The organism is Streptomyces sp. NPDC101225, assembly GCF_044767585.1.
In the GTDB taxonomy this organism is placed as follows: domain Bacteria; phylum Actinomycetota; class Actinomycetes; order Streptomycetales; family Streptomycetaceae; genus Streptomyces.
Window position 1 is genome coordinate 32,163 of sequence record NZ_JBIWOE010000046.1, and the last position, 19,776, is coordinate 51,938.

General features: G+C 72.4%; 17 protein-coding genes. 7 read left to right on the top strand and 10 right to left on the bottom strand.

The window, feature by feature from the left end; all coding sequences use genetic code 11:
- Position 1 precedes the first annotated feature (1 nt).
- Positions 2-1,072 (bottom strand): hydrogenase expression protein HypE, encoded by a 1,071-nt coding sequence (locus ACIRPX_RS39070; RefSeq protein WP_404204356.1) that lies wholly within the window; start codon positions 1,070-1,072, stop codon positions 2-4.
- A 1-nt stretch (position 1,073) separates the two neighbouring features.
- Positions 1,074-2,615 (bottom strand): hypothetical protein, encoded by a 1,542-nt coding sequence (locus ACIRPX_RS39075; RefSeq protein ID WP_404204358.1) that lies wholly within the window; start codon positions 2,613-2,615, stop codon positions 1,074-1,076.
- Between the two features lie 402 nt (positions 2,616-3,017).
- On the opposite strand from ACIRPX_RS39075, the gene ACIRPX_RS39080 reads away from it, so the two are divergent.
- From ACIRPX_RS39080 to ACIRPX_RS39095, 4 genes are all read left to right on the top strand, one after another.
- Complete coding sequence (locus tag ACIRPX_RS39080; protein ID WP_404204360.1) at positions 3,018-4,205, top strand: serine hydrolase domain-containing protein; 1,188 nt, start codon at positions 3,018-3,020, stop codon at positions 4,203-4,205.
- Between the two features lie 80 nt (positions 4,206-4,285).
- Entirely contained in the window at positions 4,286-5,926 is a 1,641-nt protein-coding gene (gene pgm / locus ACIRPX_RS39085; RefSeq protein WP_404204362.1) for a phosphoglucomutase (alpha-D-glucose-1,6-bisphosphate-dependent), read from the top strand.
- Between the two features lie 153 nt (positions 5,927-6,079).
- A complete protein-coding gene (locus ACIRPX_RS39090; RefSeq protein ID WP_404204364.1) occupies positions 6,080-6,907 on the top strand; it encodes a PP2C family protein-serine/threonine phosphatase in 828 nt (275 codons plus the stop codon).
- Positions 6,908-6,958: 51 nt separating this feature from the next.
- Positions 6,959-7,954, top strand: a complete 996-nt coding sequence (locus tag ACIRPX_RS39095) for an MASE1 domain-containing protein (RefSeq protein WP_404204366.1) — start codon at positions 6,959-6,961, stop codon at positions 7,952-7,954.
- An 18-nt stretch (positions 7,955-7,972) separates the two neighbouring features.
- On the opposite strand, the gene ACIRPX_RS39100 is transcribed toward ACIRPX_RS39095, so the two are convergent.
- The 6 genes from ACIRPX_RS39100 to ACIRPX_RS39125 all read right to left on the bottom strand — a co-directional run bounded on the left by ACIRPX_RS39100 (position 7,973) and on the right by ACIRPX_RS39125 (position 14,043).
- Positions 7,973-8,440 carry a hypothetical protein gene (locus ACIRPX_RS39100; RefSeq protein ID WP_404204416.1) on the bottom strand — a complete coding sequence of 156 codons (468 nt, stop codon included), beginning with the start codon at positions 8,438-8,440 and terminating at the stop codon, positions 7,973-7,975.
- A 159-nt stretch (positions 8,441-8,599) separates the two neighbouring features.
- A complete protein-coding gene (locus ACIRPX_RS39105) occupies positions 8,600-10,069 on the bottom strand; it encodes an HAD-IA family hydrolase (protein WP_404204368.1) in 1,470 nt (489 codons plus the stop codon).
- Positions 10,070-10,112: 43 nt separating this feature from the next.
- Positions 10,113-11,189: an ABC transporter ATP-binding protein gene (locus ACIRPX_RS39110; protein ID WP_404204370.1), complete on the bottom strand. Its 1,077-nt coding sequence runs from the start codon at positions 11,187-11,189 to the stop codon at positions 10,113-10,115.
- Between the two features lie 3 nt (positions 11,190-11,192).
- Positions 11,193-12,011 carry an ABC transporter permease gene (locus ACIRPX_RS39115; RefSeq protein ID WP_404204372.1) on the bottom strand — a complete coding sequence of 273 codons (819 nt, stop codon included), beginning with the start codon at positions 12,009-12,011 and terminating at the stop codon, positions 11,193-11,195.
- Positions 11,996-12,895, bottom strand: coding sequence for an ABC transporter permease (locus tag ACIRPX_RS39120; protein WP_404204374.1), 900 nt, complete (start codon positions 12,893-12,895; stop codon positions 11,996-11,998). Before ACIRPX_RS39120 ends, ACIRPX_RS39115 begins: the two co-directional genes overlap by 16 nt.
- Entirely contained in the window at positions 12,892-14,043 is a 1,152-nt protein-coding gene (locus ACIRPX_RS39125; protein WP_404204376.1) for an ABC transporter substrate-binding protein, read from the bottom strand. The genes ACIRPX_RS39120 and ACIRPX_RS39125 overlap by 4 nt, the downstream gene beginning before the upstream one ends.
- 212 nt (positions 14,044-14,255) lie before the next feature.
- Here ACIRPX_RS39125 and ACIRPX_RS39130 point away from each other — a divergent pair, with 212 nt between their 5' ends.
- Positions 14,256-14,996, top strand: coding sequence for a GntR family transcriptional regulator (locus tag ACIRPX_RS39130; RefSeq protein WP_404204378.1), 741 nt, complete (start codon positions 14,256-14,258; stop codon positions 14,994-14,996).
- A gap of 36 nt (positions 14,997-15,032) precedes the next feature.
- Here ACIRPX_RS39130 and ACIRPX_RS39135 read toward each other — a convergent pair whose 3' ends face one another.
- A complete protein-coding gene (locus tag ACIRPX_RS39135) occupies positions 15,033-15,767 on the bottom strand; it encodes an FAD binding domain-containing protein (protein WP_404204380.1) in 735 nt (244 codons plus the stop codon).
- A gap of 201 nt (positions 15,768-15,968) precedes the next feature.
- Here ACIRPX_RS39135 and ACIRPX_RS39140 point away from each other — a divergent pair, with 201 nt between their 5' ends.
- Positions 15,969-16,667 carry an alpha/beta fold hydrolase gene (locus ACIRPX_RS39140; RefSeq protein ID WP_404204382.1) on the top strand — a complete coding sequence of 233 codons (699 nt, stop codon included), beginning with the start codon at positions 15,969-15,971 and terminating at the stop codon, positions 16,665-16,667.
- A gap of 34 nt (positions 16,668-16,701) precedes the next feature.
- Here ACIRPX_RS39140 and ACIRPX_RS39145 read toward each other — a convergent pair whose 3' ends face one another.
- Positions 16,702-17,910: a carbohydrate-binding protein gene (locus ACIRPX_RS39145; RefSeq protein WP_404204384.1), complete on the bottom strand. Its 1,209-nt coding sequence runs from the start codon at positions 17,908-17,910 to the stop codon at positions 16,702-16,704.
- Between the two features lie 176 nt (positions 17,911-18,086).
- On the opposite strand from ACIRPX_RS39145, the gene ACIRPX_RS39150 reads away from it, so the two are divergent.
- Positions 18,087-19,772: a hypothetical protein gene (locus ACIRPX_RS39150; RefSeq protein ID WP_404204386.1), complete on the top strand. Its 1,686-nt coding sequence runs from the start codon at positions 18,087-18,089 to the stop codon at positions 19,770-19,772.
- Positions 19,773-19,776 lie beyond the last annotated feature (4 nt).

The window sequence follows — 19,776 nt, forward strand, 5'->3', positions numbered from 1 at the left end:
GTCAGGGCCGCCAGCGCGGGTCGTAACCGCTGGTCAGCTTCTTCTTGTTGTGGCGCCAGCCGGGCTCGTGGTTGACGAGTTCGTTGGTGAAGCCGCGCAGGCGGCGGATGACGGCGCCGTACGGCTTGATGGCGAGCGACGACAGGGTTCCGCCGGGCGGCTCGTCCATGAACGGCATGAAGGCGTCGGGGAAGCCCGGCATGGTGCAGCCGATGCAGATGCCGCCCACGTTCGGGCAGCCGCCGATGCCCGCCATCCAGCCGCGCTTGGGCACGTTGCAGTTGACGACCGGGCCCCAGCAGCCGGTCTTCACCAGGCACTTGGGGGAGTTGTAGTCGCTCGCGAAGGTGGCCTGCTCGTAGTACGAGCCGCGGTCGCAGCCCTCGTGGACCGTCTTCCCGAACAGCCACTGCGGGCGCAGCATGTGGTCCAGCGGGGGCGGGGGAGCGTCACCGGCCGCGTGCTGGAGGACCCAGATCAGGGTCTCCATGAAGTTCTCCGGCTGGATCGGGCAGCCGGGCACGTTGACCACGGGCAGCTCGGCCTGCGACCTGTAGTCCCAGCCGAGGTAGTCCGCGAGGCCCATGGAGCCGGTGGGGTTGCCGGCCATCGCGTGGATGCCGCCGAAGGTCGCGCAGGTGCCGGCGGCGACCACCGCCCAGGCCTTCGGGGCGAGTTGGTCGATCCACCAGTTGAGGGTGTGCGGCTCACCGGTCTCCGGGTCGTTGCCGAAGGACGTCCAGTAGCCGTCGCCCTCGATGATGTTCTGGTTGGGGATCGAGCCCTCGATGACGAGGATGAACGGCGCCAGGTCGCCGCGGGCCGCGGCGCGGTAGGGAGCGAGGAAGTCCTCGCCGCCCAGGCTCGGGGAGAGCACCTTGTTGACCAGGTTCACCTTGGGCAGGCCCGGGATCAGCCCGAGCACCAGGTCCTCGATGGAGGGCTGGTCGGCGGCCGTCAGGGAGACGGTGTCGCCGTCGCAGCTCATGCCCTCGGAGATCCAGAGGATGTGGATCTCGTCGATGCCCTTGCGGGCCTCGGTGCGGTCGCCTTCGGTGGTGTGGGCTGTCATGTCATCGGCCTCCGCTGCAGGGGGTGTCGGAGTCGGTCGGGAGCACTGCCGGGGCCGCGGCGGGAGCCGGTGCCGGCGGCCGGTCCGGTGGGCCGGCGGCCTCGAGCGGTTCGAGTTCGTCGGGCCGGAAGTAGTGGAAGCGGCCGTACCAGCTGTTCAGTTCGGCCGCGGGGTCGTCGTCGAGGGTGACGGTCAGGTGGGTGCTGCCGTCCACGTCCCGGAGCACGGCGGCCACCCGGGCGGTCCGCCCGGCCAGGAACATGTCCTGGGCGTCGGCCCCGCGGCCCCGCGGGCGCAGCCGCACACGGCTGCCGCCGCACAGCGCGACGCCGTCGACGAGCACGGTGTCGGTGGTCGGGGACAACCCCGCCTCGGCGTCCTCGCGCCACCAGGCGGGCCGCTCGGGGGCGGGAGCGGCCGGTGTCAGCGAGCGGACGGCACCGTGCAGCCGCGCGAAGACCTCCGGCGGCATCGTGTCGACCCGGTCGAGGATCGCGGCGGCCCGCGGGTCGGTGGCGCGGGCCTCCCGTTTCTCCTCGTCCGTCAGCAGCATGGTGCGCAGGGTGAGGATCTCGTCGATCTCGGCGGCGTCGTGCAGATCGCCGGGGCTCTCGGGCGCCACCTGGGGGTGGTCGGGCAGGATGATCGGCGAGGAGAGCACGAGGGGTCCGCTGCCCGTCTCCTCGGCGGGGGGCTCGCCGCCGAGTACCGGGAAGGTGAACTCGTTCCGGCACGCACGGGCGTGCTCGCGCAGCTCGGCGGGCGGATCGATCAGCGAGGCGAACTCCAGGCCGTCGCCGGCGATCAGCGTGTGCGTGGCGACGAGGGCGCGGCACAGGGCCTTGTCACGCGGTGCCCGCGGATCGGGCGCCGGCCCGCCGTTCACCGTACGCACCCGGAGCCGTACGACGTCCTCGCGGATCCGCTCGGCCGTCAGCGTGGCGTCCGCCCGGACCTCCTCGCGCCGCCGGACCACCCGCCCGGCGCCCCCGGGCAGCGGCTCGACCTCGGTGGCGCCCGGCGCCCCGACGGAGACCGTACGCTCGTTCTTCAGCAGGTCGCCGAGCGGGACGGTGAGTTCCGCCTCCCGCGGCACGGCCTCCTCGAAGGTCAGATGTGTCGTGCCGTCGGCGGTCCGCAGCGACGCGACCGCACGATGGCCGCCGTCCGGGCCGGCCTCCTCCACCTGCTTGTGCTGCGTCTGCAGATACCGCACCCGCACGCGTACGACGGCGTCGTCCCGCCGGGCGCGCAGCAGGCACTCGGTCTGCTGGTACCAGGAGTCCGCGGCGCCGGACAGGCCCGGGACGACCGGCCCGGACGCCTCCGCCCAGTCGCGGGGGAAGAGGACGCCGAACTGCCATCGGACGCGGTTCTTGGCCGAGGAACGACGGTAGGGGTAGAGCAGATAGCCCTCGTAGAGGACGGCGTCGGCGACCGACCCCAGCTCCTCGAAGCCGCTGCGGACCGGGTCCGGCGCCCGCCCCGTGCCGTTTTCCGGCACGGCGTGCACCGCCTCGGCCTCGGTCAGGCCCTCTGCCATTCCGCCTCCTCGGATCCGGATGCGCGCCCATGCCTTCCACCACGGTCACCCCGCGAACCGGGCCCCGCCTCTTCCGGCAGCCCTGCCTGGGCCGTTCAGGTGACGAGGCCGGGCGGGGCGGGGAGTGGGGGGTGCGGGTCCGGTACGTGGTGGCCGCGCCCCAGGCCACGCCCTTGTCTTTCTGTCTCCTTGTTCTCTTGTCCCTTTGTCCTGCTGTTTCCTCGTGCTCGGTCGGCGGGCCGGGCAGGGCGTCCTGCCGGGAACCGGGTGCTGCGGACTCCGGGCGCGGTGGCGGGGTGGTGCGGCGGTCGCGCCGTTGGGCCGGATGCAGCAGCCGGGAGGGCCCGGCGCCGGGCACGGGGAAAGGCTGGGCTGCACCATCGGCCCGCCCAGGGAGATTTGATGCCCCTTCGCTCCGCTCCGGCCCGTCCGTCCGCTCGCCGTTCCCGCCTGCGGGTGGGCTGTGTCGTCGCCCTGTGCCTGACCGCGCTCTGCCGGCCGGCCCCGAGCAGCGCCGCCGCTCCCACGCCGCGCGAGGGCGACCTCCAGGCACAGATCGAGCAGCTCGTGCGGGCACCCGGGGGGCCGCCCGGCGTCATCGCCGTGCTGCAGCGGGGCGGCAGCACCCGGGTTCTGCGGGCGGGTGTCGCGGACCTCGCCACGGGCCGGCTCCCGGGCGTCCGCGACCACATGCGCATCGCCAGCGCGGCAAAGGCGTTCAGCGGGGCGGTGGCGCTGAGCCTGGTCGACCGACACGCGCTGCGGCTGGACGAGACGCTGGGCCGGCGGCTGCCGCGGCTCCCCGTGGCCTGGCACGACGTGACGCTGAGGCAGCTGCTCAACCACACCAGCGGCCTGCCGGACTACTCGGCGGCCCCCGCGTTCCGGAGCATCATCACCGCCGACCCGCACCACGTCTTCGACTCCCGCCGCCTCCTCGACTTCGTCGCCGACCAGCCCCTCGGCTTCCCGCCGGGAAGCCGGTACCACTACTCCAACTCCGACAACATCGCCGTGGCGCTGATGGCGGAGGCCGCGACCCGCACCCCGTACGAACAACTGCTGCGCACCCTCGTGTACCGGCCGCTCGGCCTGCACGCCACGAGCCTTCCCCAGGGCTACCGGATGCCCGAGCCCTATCTGCACGGCTACGACACGACCCCGCCGCCGGAGGACGTCAGCGAGGCCGTCGGCGCCTCCGGCTCCTGGGCGTCGGGAGGGATCATCTCCACGCCGGCCGACATGACGCGCTTCGTCCGCGGGTACGTCGGCGGCGCGCTCTACGGCGGAGCAGTCGTGCGCGAGCAGCGGCGCTGGATCCCCGGGGCGTCCGAACCCGCGGGACCCGGGGAGAACATGGCCGGACTCGCCCTCTTCCGGTACGCCACCCGGTGCGGCGTGGTGCTGGGGCACACCGGCAACACCCCGGGCTACACGCAGCTGATCGCCGCGACTCCCGACGGCCGGCGGTCGCTGACCTTCTCCGTCACCTCGCAGATCAACGCGTCGCAGAACCCGGAGCTGTTGAGCCGCCTGCGTGCCGTTCAGGAGAACTTCGTCTGCGCGCTGCTCACGCGTTCCCGGCACTGACCCGCTCTCGCTGTCCGTCCCGTGACGAGCGAAGATGGGGCGGCAAGCGTTTTGGTCAACCCATGTGGAGGAGCGGGCACATGCAGCACGAGCGAGCGGGCAAGCCGGCCGCCCCCGAGGACCTCGTCGACGTCGCCCGGCTGGTCACGGCGTACTACGCCCTGCACCCGGACCCCGCCGACCCCGGCCAGCGGGTGGCGTTCGGCACCTCGGGGCATCGCGGATCGTCCCTGGCGACCGCGTTCAACGAGGACCACATCGCCGCGACCAGCCAGGCGATCTGCGAGTACCGGGCCCGGCAGGGCACCGACGGCCCCCTCTTCCTCGGCGCCGACACCCACGCCCTGTCCGAGCCCGCGCGGGTCACCGCGCTGGAGGTGTTCGCGGCCAACGGCGTGACCGTGCTCGTCGACAGCGCGGACGGCTACACGCCCACGCCCGCGGTCTCGCACGCCATCCTCAGCCACAACCGCGGCCGTGCCTCCGGCCTCGCCGACGGCGTGGTGGTCACCCCCTCGCACAACCCGCCCGCGGACGGGGGCTTCAAGTACAACCCGCCGAGCGGCGGGCCCGCCGGCTCCGACGCCACCTCGTGGATCCAGGACCGGGCCAACGAGATCATCGGCAGCGGCATGAAGGACGTGCGCCGCATCCCGTACACCCGCGCGCTCGCCGCCGACACCACCCGGCGCCACGACTACCTCGGGGCCTACGTCGCCGACCTGCCGAACGTGCTGGACCTGGACGCGGTCCGCGCCGCGGGCGTCCGCATCGGCGCCGATCCGCTGGGCGGGGCGTCGGTCGCCTACTGGGGCCGCATCACCGAACAGCACCGGCTCGACCTGACCGTGGTCAACCCCCTCGCCGACCCCACCTGGCGCTTCATGACGCTCGACTGGGACGGCAAGATCCGGATGGACTGCTCCTCGCCGTACGCGATGGCCTCCCTCATCGAGCAGCGCGACCGCTTCCAGGTCGCCACCGGCAACGACGCCGACGCCGACCGGCACGGCGTCGTCACACCGGACGCGGGGCTGATGAACCCCAACCACTACCTGGCCACGGCCATCTCGTACCTGTACGCCCACCGCACCCAGTGGCCCACCGACGCCGGGATCGGCAAGACCCTGGTGTCCTCCGGCATGATCGACCGGGTCGCCGCCGACCTCGGGCGGCGGCTGGTCGAGGTGCCCGTGGGGTTCAAGTGGTTCGTGGAGGGACTGGTCGGCGGCTCCATCGGCTTCGGCGGCGAGGAGTCCGCGGGGGCGTCCTTCCTGCGCCGGGACGGCTCGGTGTGGACCACGGACAAGGACGGCATCATCCTGGCCCTGCTCGCCTCCGAGATCATCGCGGTCACCGGCAGGTCGCCCTCGGAGCACTACGCCGCCATGACGGCCCGTTTCGGCGAACCCGCCTACGCGCGCATCGACGCCCCCGCGACGCGTGAGGAGAAGGCGCTGCTGGCCAAGCTCTCACCCGCGCAGGTCACCGCCGACACGCTGGCCGGCGAGCCGGTCACCGGCGTGCTCACCGAGGCGCCGGGCAACGGAGCACCCATCGGCGGCATCAAGGTGAGCACCGAGAACGCCTGGTTCGCCGCCCGGCCCTCGGGCACCGAGGACGTCTACAAGATCTACGCCGAGTCCTTCCGCGGCGCCGACCACCTGCGGCAGGTGCAGGAGGAGGCCAGGGACGTGGTGATGGCCGCGCTCGGCGGCTGAGCCGCCGGTGCGAGGCGCACAGGCCGCGGCGAGGTGACCGGCGGAACCTCCCGCGGCCTGCTCCACCCGTTATGTCGCTATCATCCTCCTAAAATCATCATCATGCGGTTTACCCTGAAGGGGCTTTGGCCCCCGGCCCCGCCGGAGTGATCGATGTCCCTCGAGCGTGCAGAGCACGGCGACGAACTGCTCGCCAGACTCGGGTCGCTGACCGCCCAGGCACGCGAGCTCGCCGAGCTGCAGCGCTCCCAGGTGAAGCTGGCCCTCGCCCTCCAGCGCGGCATGCTGCCCCGGGACCTGCCCTCCGCCGGGGGGCTCCACCTCGCCGTCCGCTACGTGCCGGCCTGCCACGGGCTCAACGTGGGCGGCGACTGGTACGACGCCTTCGCGATGCCGGACGGCCGTATCGGACTGTCCATCGGAGACGTCCAGGGCCACAACATCGAGGCGGCCGCCTTCATGGGCCAGGTCCGCGTCGGCCTGCGCGCGCTCGCCTCCGTCACCGGCGAACCCGGCGAACTCCTCTCCCGGATCAACGACCTGCTCCTCACCCTCGGCACCGACCTCTTCGCCACCTGCACCTTCATAAGGCTCGACCCGTCCACCGGGGTGCTGGAGAGCGCGCGGGCCGGGCACATCCCGCACATCTGGGCCACGGCGGACGGAAAGTCGGGCATCGCCGAGGACGAGGGCGGGCCGCCCCTGGGCATCCAGGACGGAGCGCGCTACGCGGTGACCCGCTACCAGCTGACGACGGGCGGTGTCTTCGTGATGCTCACCGACGGCGTCGTCGAAGGACCGTCGCTGTCCGTCGAGGACGGCCTCCAGCAGGTCGTACGGCTCGCGGGCATCGCCGCGGTCGCCGGCATGGAGGCCGACGCGCTCGCCGAGGGCGTGATGAAGGTGGCCGAAAGTGTCGGTCACGAGGATGACGCGGCCGTGCTCGTCGTCGGCCACGACGGGCCGTTCGCCCAGCCGTAGCGCCGGGCCGCGGCCCTGTTCGCCTCGCCGTCGGCGCGGCCTCGGTGTCTGATGGCAGCTGTGGTGGCTCTCCAGGACCTGCGGCGGCCGGCTGTCTTCGCCCTCCAGACGCTGGCCGTCGCCGCCTGCTACTACGCCGCCGGCCGGCTCGGGCTGTTGCGGCAGCTCGTCGTCGAACAGGCCGTCGTCACACCCATCTGGCCGCCCACGGGCGTCGCGGTCGCCTGCCTGCTCCTGTTCGGGCTGCGCACCTGGCCCGGCATCGCGCTCGGCGCGCTCTTCGTCGTCATGTCCATCACCTCCCTCCAGCCCGCCGTGATCGGCACCCTGGTGGGCAACACCGCGGCCCCCGTCTTCGCCTACTACCTGCTGCGCAGGGTGGGCTTCCACAACGACCTCGGCCGACTGCGCGACGGCTTCGCCCTCGTGTTCCTGGGCGCCTTCACGGCGACGCTGATCAGTGCGACCACCGGCGCCGGCCTGCTGGTCCTGACGGGCAAGCTCGCCGCGAGCGGCTTCTGGGTGGCCTGGTCGGCCTGGTGGGCCGGGGACGCGATGGGCGTCCTGATCGTCACGCCGGTCCTGCTCGTGCTGTACGAGGCGCGCGGCCGTCCGCACGTGCCCCGGTGGAAGGAGGCCGTGGGCCTGGCCGCCGCCGCCCTGGTGATCGTGCCCTACGCCTGCCACAGCGACGTGAGCATGCTGTTCCTGGTCTACCCGCTGCTGATCTGGGCCGCCCTGCGCTTCCAGCTCGCGGGCAGCATGCTCTGCGCCCTGTTCGCCTCCGTCATGGTCACCATCGCGGCGACGGACCGGATCGGGCCGTTCGCCCGGATGACCCGCATCGAAGTGATGATCAAGCTGCAGGCCTTCAACGGCGCGATGGCCCTGACCGCCCTCCTGCTCTCCGCGGTGATCGCCGAGCAGCTCAACACCCGACGCTCGGTGGAACAGGCCTGCCAGGAACTCGTCGAGGTCCTGGAACACCTCACCGCGGGGGAGAAGCCGCAGGCCCCGGCGCCCGGGGACGCCGACGACCGCCCGTGACGGAGCCGGCAGGACGACTCAGTCCCACAGGGGATAGGTCACCGTCTTCGGGAAGTTCGCCGGCGTGCGGCCCTCGTACGTCAGGGTCATCCGGCTGTAGTGCGGCAGCCGAGGGTGCTTCTTCCAGGGCTTGACGTGGTCGAGCCGGACGACCACCCGGTAGGAGTGGAACCGGCCCGCCGCGCAGTAGGGCTTGCAGTCGTTGACGACGTTGACGCCCTCGGCCCGCGCCGCGCGCGGACCCCACCGGGACCAGTGCAGCGAGACCAGACGGCTGTTGCCGTCGCCGCAGGCGAGGATGAAGGAGGCGGGGCGCACCTTCGCGTGCCACAGACAGTCGACGAGCACCGGAGAGCGGGGCTGCGGCCGGGCCTCGTCCGCGGCCGGCGCCGTCGTCGGCCGGGCGGACGAGGGCGCTCCCGCCGCCGCCGCGAGCGAGGCGGCGAACAGGACGGTCACCGCGGTCCTCAGTGCGTACCTGCGCATGGTGCATCCCCCAGTCGTCACGTACCGACGCTACGACGCTACGACCGCCCGCGCGGATCCACCACTCGGACGGAGCAACCGGATCAGGACGGGTGAAAGGGGCATCATGCGGCCGTTCGGGGCGGGCGGCCGGCGTCGCGCCGGACGGCCCAGGCGTGATCAGGGACCGAAGGCGAAGGTGGTCAGGACCGCGGCGTGGTCCGACGGCCAGTCGTTGCCCGCCACGTCCGGCCAGTTCCGCGGCGTGCCGGTCACGACGGTGCGGGAGTCGACGACCCGCAGGCCGCGGCCGTCGTACAGGACGTAGTCGATGCGGTCCTGCGGCTCCCGGCGGGAGGGGTCGTCCTCGTTGCGGGTGTGCACCGGCGACCAGGTGTGGCCGGGGGCGCGGCCGGGGTCGGGGTGCGCCTCGCGGTAGGAGTCGCGCAGCCCGGCCGCCTCGGCCGCCCGCGTCACGGGCCACGCCACGTCGGTCCGGTCCAGGTGGGACGGGCAGTTGAAGTCCCCGGTGAGGATCACCGGGACGGCCGCGTCCGCGCATTCCTCGATCCGCCGCAGGGCCTCCCGCATCTGCTCCAGCCGTACGCCCTCGTGGGCGATCAGCTCGTCCGGACCGAGCCCGTCGAAGTCCGCCTCGTAGGGTCCGTACGGCGTGTAGTGGAGGTGGGCCGTCCATACGTCCACCTCCCGCGCCGCGTCGACGCGGATACGGACGCCCGCCGCTCCGTAGAAGCCGACGTCCGCGTCCCCGAGGCGGGCCGTGATGGGGTGGCGGCTGATGATGCCGAGGTTCTCGCCGGCCTGGTGGTGGTGCCAGCCGAGCGCCTCGGCGAGTTCCGCGGACGAGGTGCCCGCGGTCTCCTGCAGGCCCACGACGTCGGCCTCGGTGTCCAGGACGACCTTGAGCTGCTTGGCGCGGTGGTCGTCGACCTTCGTGCCGCCGAACCAGAGGTTCCAGCTCATGACGCGCAGCCGGGGCCGCCCGACCAGGGAGCGCAGCCGGCCGGGGGTCACCTCCTCCAGGCTCGCCACCACGGTCCGGCCCGGTGCCGGCCCGATCGGGGCCAGCGACGGCACCGCGAGCACCGTGCAGCCGGCCGCCTCTGCGGAGCTGACGCCGGTGGGGGTGTCCTCGACGGCCACGCAGCGCGCCGGGTCCACACCGAGGGCCCGGCAGGCGGCGAGGTAGGGGTCGGGGGCGGGCTTGGTGTGCGTCGTGTCGTCCGCGGTGACGCAGACCCGGAAGCGGTCGGTGCCCAGCACGGCCAGGACGTCCTCGGCGACGGTGCGGGGGGAGGCGGTGACCAGGGCGGTGGGGACGCCTTCGCGGGCGAGGGCGTCGAGGAGGTCGATCGCCCCGGGGCGCGGCTCGATACCGGTGCCGACGCGAGCGGTGAACTCCCGGTGCAGCAGGTCCGCCAGCCGCGCGGCCGGCTCGGCGGTGAGCCGGCCCAGCCAGGCCGCGGTGTGCTCGACCGGCCGGCCCAGCACCTCCGGCTCGTCGGCGTCGGTCAGCGGCCGGCCCAGCTCCGACGCGATCCGGTGCACCGCCTCCCACCACAGACGCTCGGTGTCGACGAGCGTGCCGTCCATGTCGAACAGGACGGCCTGGAGCGGGGGTCGGTTCACGGTCTCTTCTTTCACGTGGTGTGGGGGAGTGGCGGGTGACGGGTCACGCCGCGCGTTCGGCGACCAGTACCGGCCGCTCCGGCAGGGACACCCGTACGGCCGCTCCGGCGCTCAGCGCCGCGGCCTCGTGCGTGGGCAGATCGGCCTTCACCTCGGTGCCGTCGGCCAGACGCACGGTGAGGCGGGTGGCCGCGCCGAGGAACGCGGTGGCGATCACCTGGGCGTCACCCGTGTCGTCCGCCGTGACCTGCACGGCCTCGGGCCGCACCAGGGCGTCCACCTCGGCCGCCGCGGGGAGGGTGCCCTCGGCGGGCAGCCGCAGGCCCAGGACCTCCACGGTGGAGCCGGTCAGCCGCCCGGGAATCCGGCTCATGGTGCCGACGAACTCCGCGACGAAGGGGGTGGCGGGACGCCCGTACAGCTCGGCCGGCTCGGCGCACTGTTCGAGCCGCCCGGCCCGCATCACGGCGACCCGGTCGGCGACGGACAGGGCCTCCTCCTGATCGTGCGTCACGAACAGTGTGGTGATGCCGAGTTCCTGCTGGAGGCGGCGGATCTCCTCGCGCAGCGTGAGCCGCACCTTGGCGTCCAGCGCCGACAGCGGTTCGTCCAGCAGCAGGACGCGGGGGCGCAGCGCGAGGGCCCGGGCCAGCGCGATGCGCTGCTGCTGGCCGCCGGAGAGCTGGTGCGGGAACCGGTCGCCCTTGTCGGCGAGACCGACGAGGTCCAGCAACCCGGCCGCCCGGGAACGGCGTTCGGCCGTGCCCACCTTCCGCATCCGCAGTCCGAAGGCGACGTTGTCGAGAGCGTTCAGATGCGGGAAGAGGCTGTACGACTGGAACACCATCCCGGCGTCACGGCGGTGGGCCGGCACCCGGGTGACGTCCTCCCCGTCGACCAGCACCTCGCCGGAATCGGGGTGTTCGAACCCGGCGAGCATGCGCAGCGCCGTGGTCTTGCCGCAGCCGGAGGGGCCGAGCAGCGCCAGGAACTCACCGGGCCGCACCGTCAGGTCCAGCCCGTCGAGGGCGACGGTCGCCCCGAACTCCCGGCGCAGCCCGCGGAACTCGACCGTGGCGGCCTTGTCGACGGACGTCTTCTCAAGCGTGGTGGCGGTCATGGTTCATCCCCGGGACGAAGCGGTACGGTTCCGCCCGCCGACACCGGCGAGCGTGAGGAGCAGGACCCATGTGACGAGCAGGCTCAGCACGGACACGGCGACGGACAGCTGGGCCTGGGAGCCGCCGATGCTGTAGATCCACACCGCGAACGGCTGGAAGCCGAGCAGCTGGGCCACGGTGAACTCGCCGAGGACCAGCGCGAGGGTCAGGAAGGCCGCGTTGAGCAGGGCCCCGCGCAGATTGGGCAGCACGGCCCGCAGCAGGGCCTGCGGCCACGGGGCGCCGCAGCTGCGGGCGGCCTCGACCAGGGTGCGCACGTCGATCGCGCGCAGCCCGGAGTCCAGGGCGCGGTGGACGAACGGCAGCGCCATCACGACGTACGCGAGGACGAGCACGAACGGGAAGTCCGGGTTCTGGGCGGCCACGAACGTCTGGAACAGCGGGGTGCGCGAGAGGTACTCGGGGCCCCATTTGAGCACCGTGGAGATGCCGGCGACGAAGGCGATCGGCGGCACGACCAGCGGCAGTGCGCACACCACCTCCACCACGGGACGCAGCCGGGGCGCGCCGAGCCTGAGCGCGACCATGGCGGGCACCATCAGCAGCAGGACCGACGCGATGGTGGCGAGGGCGAGTTCGAGCGACAGCAGCAGGCTGGAGCCGAAGCCGGCGGTGGAGACGATCTCGCGGTAGGCGTCGAAGGTGACGCCCTGACCCGGCACGTCGACGGTGAAGACCACGGACGCGGCGAGCGGGACGAGGAAGTACAGGGCGGCCAGGCCGAGGACGGCCCACCGCCACGGGTTCAGGCGTCGAGCCATCGCGCGCTCCGTCGTTGCAGGGGCAGATACACGGCCATGACCAGGCCCGCGACCAGGACCATGTCGAGGCTGAGGGCGAGCGCCACGTTCTCCTGGCCGACCAGCACGTTGCCGGAGATGGCGTCGGCGATCTGCAGGGTGACCAGCGGGACCGAACTGCCCACCATGGCCGCGGCGGTGGCGTACGCGGCGAAGGCGCTGCCGAAGAGCAGCACCAGCCCGCCGAGCAGCGACGGCAGCAGGACGGGCAGCGCCACGTGCCGCCAGTACTGCACGGCGGTGGCCCCGTTGTTCTGCGCGGCCTCACGCCACTGGGTGCGCAGGCCCTCCAGGGCCGGCGTGATGGTGAGCACCATCAGCGGGATGAGGAAGTACAGGTACACGATGACCAGGCCCCAGAAGCTGTAGAGGTTCCAGCCCTTCTCGGTGAGGCCCAGGTGGCGTGTCAGGACACCGGCGTTGCCCAGCGTCGCCACGAACGCGAAGGCCAGCGGGACACCGCCGAAGTTGGCGAGCACCCCGGACGCGGTGAGCACGGCCTCGCGCAGCGCGCGGAACCGGGAGGTGACCACGACCTGCGCGAGCGGCAGCCCGAGCACGGTGGCGACGCCCGCGCAGGTCGCGGACAGCTTGACGCTGCCGAGCAGCGCGGTCAGATAGGCGCCGTGCAACGAGGTGGTCAGGTTCTGAGCGCTGTACGAACCGGCGCCGGTGGCCGGGTCCTTGACCGTGAAGGCGCCGTTCAGCATGGCGATCGCCGGGACCCCGAAGGAGACCGCGGTGAACAGCAGCAGCGGGACGACCGCGAGCCAGCCGCCGGCGCGGCGCCGCCGCTTCGGGGAAGCGGCGGTCGCCACGTCGGACCGCGTGAGGGTGGCGGTCATCCGGAGACGGCCTTCGCCCAGCCCTGCGCGATGACCGTCTTGGCCTTGCTCTGCTGGTCCTCGGTCGGGAAGGAGGGCGTGCCGGAGACCTTCGGGAGCTTGGCGGCGGCCGCCTTGTCGAGCGTGCCGGCCGCGTCCATCGCGGTCATCAGGGCCGGACGGGCGTAGCCCTTGAGCCACAGGTTCTGGCCCTCGGCGCTGTACAGGTACTCCTGCCAGAGGCGGGCGGCCGCCGGGTGCGGGGCGTCCTTGTTGACGGCCTGCGAGTAGTACTGGGAGAACTTGCCGTCGGACGGCACCGACACCGTCCAGTCGACGCCCTTGGACCTGAACTCGTCGGCGTAGCCGGCGTTGAGGTAGTCCCAGTCGATGCTGATCGGGGTCTCGCCCTTCTCGACGGTCGCCGGCGTCGACTCGACGGGGGTGTAGTTGCCGTTCTTCTTCAGCTTGGCGAAGAAGTCCAGGCCGGGCTGGATGTCGTCGAAGGAGCCACCGCTCGCGAGCGCCGCGGCGTACACGCCGGCGAAGGCCGAACCCGACTTGGTGGGGTTGCCGTTGAGGGCGACCTGGCCCTTGTACTGCGGCTTGAGCAGATCGGCGAAGGTGGTGGGGCAGGTCTTCACGCGCTTGGCGTCGCAGCCGATGGAGACGTAGCCGCCGTAGTCGTTGTACCAGCGCCCCTGCGCGTCCTTCTGCGCGGTCGGGATGTCCGCGTACGAGGCCACCTTGTACGGCGCGAGCAGGCCCTGCTGGGCGGCGCTGAGCGCGAACGAGCTGCCGAGGTCCAGGACGTCCGGGGCGCGGTCCTGGCCCTTGCGGGAGGTGACGGCGTTGATCTCGTCCTGGCTGGAGCCGTCGGGGTTCTCCACCTGGATCTTGATGCCGTACTTCTTGGTGAAGCCGTCGATGAGGGCGCCGTAGTTGGCCCAGTCGCGGGGCAGCGCGATGGCGTGCAGCGTGCCCTCCTTCTTGGCGGCCTTCACCAGGGCGTCGAGGCCGCCGAAGTCGGCCGCGGAGGTGGCCGTGGCGGCGCTCTTGCCGTCGGCGGTGGTCGACGCGTTGTCGGGAGCGGCGCCGCAGGCACTCAGGGCGAGCGCGGCGACGATGGCGAGGGAGCCGCTCAGTGCGACGGTTCTCGGCTGGGACACGGTGACTCCAGTAAAGGGGCGCAGGGGACGCACGAGGGTGAGAACTTGTCTGAACAAGTTGGCCTCAGTAATACGGTCCGCGGTATCCCTTCCGTAAACTGTGTCGAAATCTTTACCCCCGATTCCCTGCACAATCGGAGGAAAGCGCGATCACCGCGGGGTCTCGTCTACGCTGATCACGCTGTGCACAGATGCCGACTCGGAGGGGAACGGTGGGAACGCGACACGAGGAGATCGCCGACGCCCTGCGGCGGGCGATCGACCGCGAGGAGTACGTGGTCGGCAGCAGGCTGCCCTCCGAGAGCGAGCTCGCCGCCCACTACGGCGTCTCGCGCGGCACCGTCCGCCAGGCCGTCGCCGCGCTGACGGCCGAGGGCCTGATCGGCTCCCGGCAGGGCGCCCGCCGGGTGGTCCTCGCCGGCCGCCGCAGCCAGAGCTTCGCCGAGCTGCGCAGTTTCGCCCAGTGGGCACGGGCCATGGGCCGGGAGGCGACCGGGCACGTGGTGGCGCAGGAGTACCTGCCGGCCACCTCCCAGGACGCCATACGGCTCCAACTGCGCCAGGGAGCACCGGTGCTGCACGTCCTGCGGGTCCGCGGCCTGGACGGCGAACCGGTCCTGCTGGAGCGCACGGTCTACGCCGACTGGATCTCACCCGCCGTCGAGAAGCTCGACCCGGACGCCGCCTCCGTCACCCAACTGCTCTACGACAGCACGGGCTTGGTCTTCGCCTACGGCGAGCACGTCATCGACGCGGTCGCGGCGGGCGCGCAGGACGCCGAACTGCTCGGCGTCCGGCGCACCAGCCCCCTGCTCCGCGTCCGCCGCGTCACCACCACCCGCGAAGGACGCCCGGTGGAGTGGTCCGACGACCGCTACCGCTCGGACGCGGTGAGCTTCAGCGTGCACAACTCGATGGACAACAACGCCCTGGCGCGCAAGACGGCGGAGTGAGGACCGGCCCCCGACGTCCCGGCCGGGGCGGCCTGTTCACCGCTCAGGGGGCCGGCCGACCGGACGGCTGAGCAGCTCGGTGACGTGCTCGCGCACGACCTGCCAGGCCGCGGAGCGGAGCGTGCCGACGCAGGTGGCGCCGAGCGCGCCGATCGCCTCGTCGCTCCCCGTGCCGCAGGGGACGTCGTCCGAGACCACCTCGTAGCCGTCGCGGACGGCGACGTGCAGGCGTCCACGCCCGTCCTCGTCGGTGTGGACCGCCGCGGCGACGACGAGCGGCGGCGGGCCGCCCGCCTCGGCGGGGAGCTTGCGGTAGCTGCTCGCGACCGGCTCCCGCCAGTGCAGGCTGAGCAGGAGATGGTGCTTGGCGAGCAGTTCGGCGAGGTCGGTCTCGAAGACGCGGTCGCGGTCGAGGACCGTCGCGCGGGCCTCCAGCACCAGGGCGGCCGGCAGCAGGCAGCGCAGCGTGCTGCCCACGATGTTGCCGCCGACGGTCGCCGTCCGGCGCACGGCACCCGTACCCACCGTGGACGCGGCCCGGTGCAGGACCTCGGGCACGCGCCCGTCGATACGGCCCAGCACCACGGCGGCGCCCAGCGTCGCCTCCGTGAGCACGTTGGCCTCGGGCAGGTTGCGCAGGGACATGGCCCGCTGCGGGAACCCGTCGCGTTGCCAGCCGGCCCAGATCAGGGTCGCCCCGCCGACGGGGACGGCTCCTTCGGCGATGCACTCCTGCACCTCGGACACGGACTCGGGCAGACGTAGCAGCACGGGAGCGGACCTGCTTTCTCGGCGAGTCGGAGCTGAGGTGAGCGTGCCCCGGGGGAGCGGACTCGGGGACACCGCGCATTTTCCTCACGCGCGTGCAGGCGCGTACAGGGCTCACTGATCTAGACCGTGCGCCCCCTCGGTGTTCGCCGCCGGGGATCTCCGGGGGAGGATGGGGGTCCGGACGAGAGGGGTGCCGTACCCGTGGGACATGCTGAAGCGACGCAGGGGACCGATTCCGCGCTGATCGTGCGGCACGCGCCGCGGGGGCCGGCGTCCGCGGCGATCATCACCCTGCACGGTGGTTCGGAGCTGAACCACCGGGCGGCGCGCCCCTGGCAACTGGCCGCGCTCCGCATGCACCCGGTCCTGCGGGCCGCGGCGGGGACCGCCTCCCGGGACGTGCTGCTCGGCCGGGTCCGCTACCGGCACCGCGGCTGGAACGACGGCGATCCCGCCGACGACACCCTGCGGGCGCTCGACGAACTCCGGCGGCGGGCGGGGGACGCGCCCACGATCCTCGTGGGGCACTCGATGGGGGGCAGGGCGGCGCTGCGCTGTGCGTCGCACCCGCTCGTGCGCGGCGTGCTGGCGCTCGCGCCGTGGTGCCCGCCCCAGGACTCGGCGCGCCACCTGGACGGTGTGCGCCTGGTGTTCCTGCACGGGGACCAGGACCGGGTGACCCCGCTGGCCGAGTCGGCGGACTACGTGCGCAGGGCCCGGGAAGCCGGGGCCGCGGCCGGCATGGTCCTGGTCGGGGGCGGGGACCACGCGATGCTGCGCCGCGTCGGCGACTGGCACCGCGCCACGGCCGAGATCGTCGGCCAGATGCTCCGGGGGGAGGCGGAAGCCGAGGGTCTGGCGGCACAGGCATGTGCGGCCGAGGGCGCCGTTCGCCTGTGACGGCGAACGGCACCGGCGGCCCGTCCGTCAGGCGTCAGCACGCCCCCTCGTCCTGCCAGGGGCCCCAGTCGGAGGCGGCCGGAGCCTCGTTCTGGGTCCACCACTTGGCCTTCCAGTTGTGCTGCTGGTACGAGACCTCGTCGCCGGCGGTGTAGACGGAGCTCGAACTCCAGGCGGTCTTGCAGGAGGTGGGCGTCGGCGTGGGAGTCGGCGTGGGGGTCGTCGACGGCGGTGTGGCGCCCGCGAACTTCACCGAGTACTTCGCGAAGTCCCAGGAGTTCTGCGCCACGCTGGAGCACGTGCCCGACGTACGGCCGCCGTTGTCCGGCGGGCTGCACTGGCGGTCGCGGTTCAGCGACCAGAAGGTGAAGCGGTCCATGTTGTGGCCGGTGGCGTAGTCGAGCACGGTCTGGAAGTCCGCCTGGGAGAACATCTCGCCCGTGTCGCTGCGCCCGTTCATGCCGGAGAAGCCCTCGTGGGCGTAGGCGGTGGCCTGGTCCCAGCCGAACGTCGACTGCAGGATCGAGTTGAAGTTGGTGAGCGCGCTCGTCTGCGAGGCGGCGCCGTTGAAGCCGCCGTCGAAGGGCATGATGGAGAAGTTGTTGGGCGTGAAGCCCTGCGACTTGGCCTCCAGCAGCATCTGCTTGCCGAACCAGCCGGTGCCGTCGGCGGTGCCGGCGGTGGTGACGGAGACGTACAGACCGGGATTGTTCTGCTGGAGGATCTTCGCGGCGCCGATCTCGTTCTTGATGGCCGCGGTGTTCTCGTACTCCGGCTCCTCCAGGTCGAAGTCGATGGCGTGCAGGCCGTACTTGGTGATGACCTGCTGGTACGCCGCCGCCGTGGCCGCCGCGTCCGAGCACGTCTGACCGAGTTTCGTGCCTCCGTAGCCGCCGATGGAGACGGACACGTCGCCGCCCTTGGCGCGGATGGTGCTGATGACCGACTGCACGGCGGTGTCCGAGGAGACGGGCGCGGTACCGCCCCAAGTGGGTGAACAGCCACCGCCGTTGGGGGCGAGGACGAAGGCGAGCTGGAAGGCCTTCAGCCCGGTGGCGTCCATGATGGTGCCCGCGTCCGGCGGGTCGTTGTCCAGCGGCATCAGATACGGGGCCGCCGCGTACCAGCGGTTGCCGAGCGCGCTGGTCGCGCCCGACGCGTGCCCTGCCACCAGCGCTGTGGTGCCTGCCGCGGTGAGTCCGACTGCCGCTGCGGCGCCCAGACAGGCGCGAAGACGTCTCACGGTGTGCCTCCGGTGAGGGGGTGGGGGAGGGAGTGCCCCAGCTTCCTGCCGCCCCGCGACCGGCGTCCATGGGTTGGACTAGACCAAACGCCGTTTTGGTCTGGACCATAAGATTCTTTTACTTTCGCGCGAGTGCGTCTTGTGCCTTACGGCCGATGTGCGGTATTTCGTGACAGGTGACCTATTTCGACCTCGGCAGCCACGGCCGGCGGGTGACGACCTCGTCCGCCGAGGCGCAGACCTGGTTCGACCGCGGCCTCAACTGGAGCTACGCCTTCAACCACGAGGAGGCCGTCCGCTGCTTCGAGGCGGCCGCCGCGGCGGACCCCGGCTGCGCGATGGCCGAGTGGGGCGTCGCCTACGCGCTCGGCCCCAACTACAACAAGCCGTGGGAGTTCTTCGACGAGAAGGACCTGACGCGGACGGTGGAGCGCACCCACGCCGCGGTCCGGCGCGCGCACGCCAGGGCCGCCGGTGCCACCCCCGTCGAACAGGCCCTGATCGGTGCCCTGGCGGCCCGCTACCCGCAGGAGCGGGCCCCGGCCGTCGAGGTCTGCTCCGTGTGGAACACCGCCTACGCCGAGCGCATGCGCGAGGTGCACCGGCAGGCCCCCGGCGACCTCGACGTCTGCGCCCTGTACGCCGACGCGCTGATGAACCTCACCCCCTGGCAGCTCTGGGACCTCCGCACGGGCACACCGGCGCCGGGCGCGCGCACCACGGAGGCCAGGGCGGTGCTGGAGCCGGCGCTCGCCACCGAGGCGGGCACGCGGCATCCGGGACTGCTGCACATGTACATCCACCTGATGGAGATGTCCCCGACCCCCGAGGCCGCCCTGTTCGCCGGCGACCGGCTGCGCGGTCTGGTGCCGGACGCGGGACACCTGCAGCACATGCCCTCCCACCTGGAAGTGCTCTGCGGCGACTACCGCAGGGTCGTCTCCGACAACACCACGGCGACCGCGGCGGACGAGAAGTACCTGGCCGAGGCCGGAGCGATGAACTTCTACACCCTCTACCGCTGCCACAACCTCCACTTCAAGATCTACGGTGCGATGTTCCTCGGCCGCCACCAGGACGCGATCGACACGGTGCGCCGGCTCGAGGCGTCCGTGCCCGAGGACCTGCTGCGGGTGGACAGCCCGCCCATGGCCGACTGGCTGGAGGGCTTCCTCGCGATGCGGGTGCACGTGCTCATCCGCTTCGGCCGCTGGGACGACATCCTCGCGCTCCCGCTGCCCGCCGACGCACAGCTGTACTGCACGACCACGGCGATGCTCCACTACGCGCGCGGCGTCGCCCTCGCGGCCACGGGCCGGATCGAGGCGGCGCGGACCGAGCGGGGCCTCTTCCGTGCCGCCGCCGCACGCGTCCCGGAGAGCCGGATGCTGTTCAACAACACCTGCGCGGACCTGCTGGAGATCGCCGCGGCGATGCTGGAGGGAGAGCTGGAGTACCGCAGGGGGAACCACGACGCGGCCTTCGCGGCCCTGCGCCGCTCGATCGAGCTGGACGACGCGCTGCCGTACGACGAACCGTGGGGCTGGATGCAGCCCACCCGGCACGCCTACGGGGCACTGCTCCTCGAACAGGGCCTGGTCGCGGAGGCGGAGGCCGTCTACCGGGCGGACCTGGGCCTCGACGACACCCTGCCGCGGGCCCGGCAGCACCCGGCCAACGTCTGGTCCCTGCACGGCTTCCACGAGTGCCTCGTGCGGCTCGGCAAGGAGGGCGAGGCGGGCATCGTGGCCCAGCAGCTGAAGATCGCGGCGGCGGTGGCGGACGTACCGATCGAGGCGTCCTGCTTCTGCCGTCTGGAGAGCGGGCCGGGCCCCGGCGGCTGCTGCGACGGGGAGAACTGAGCCG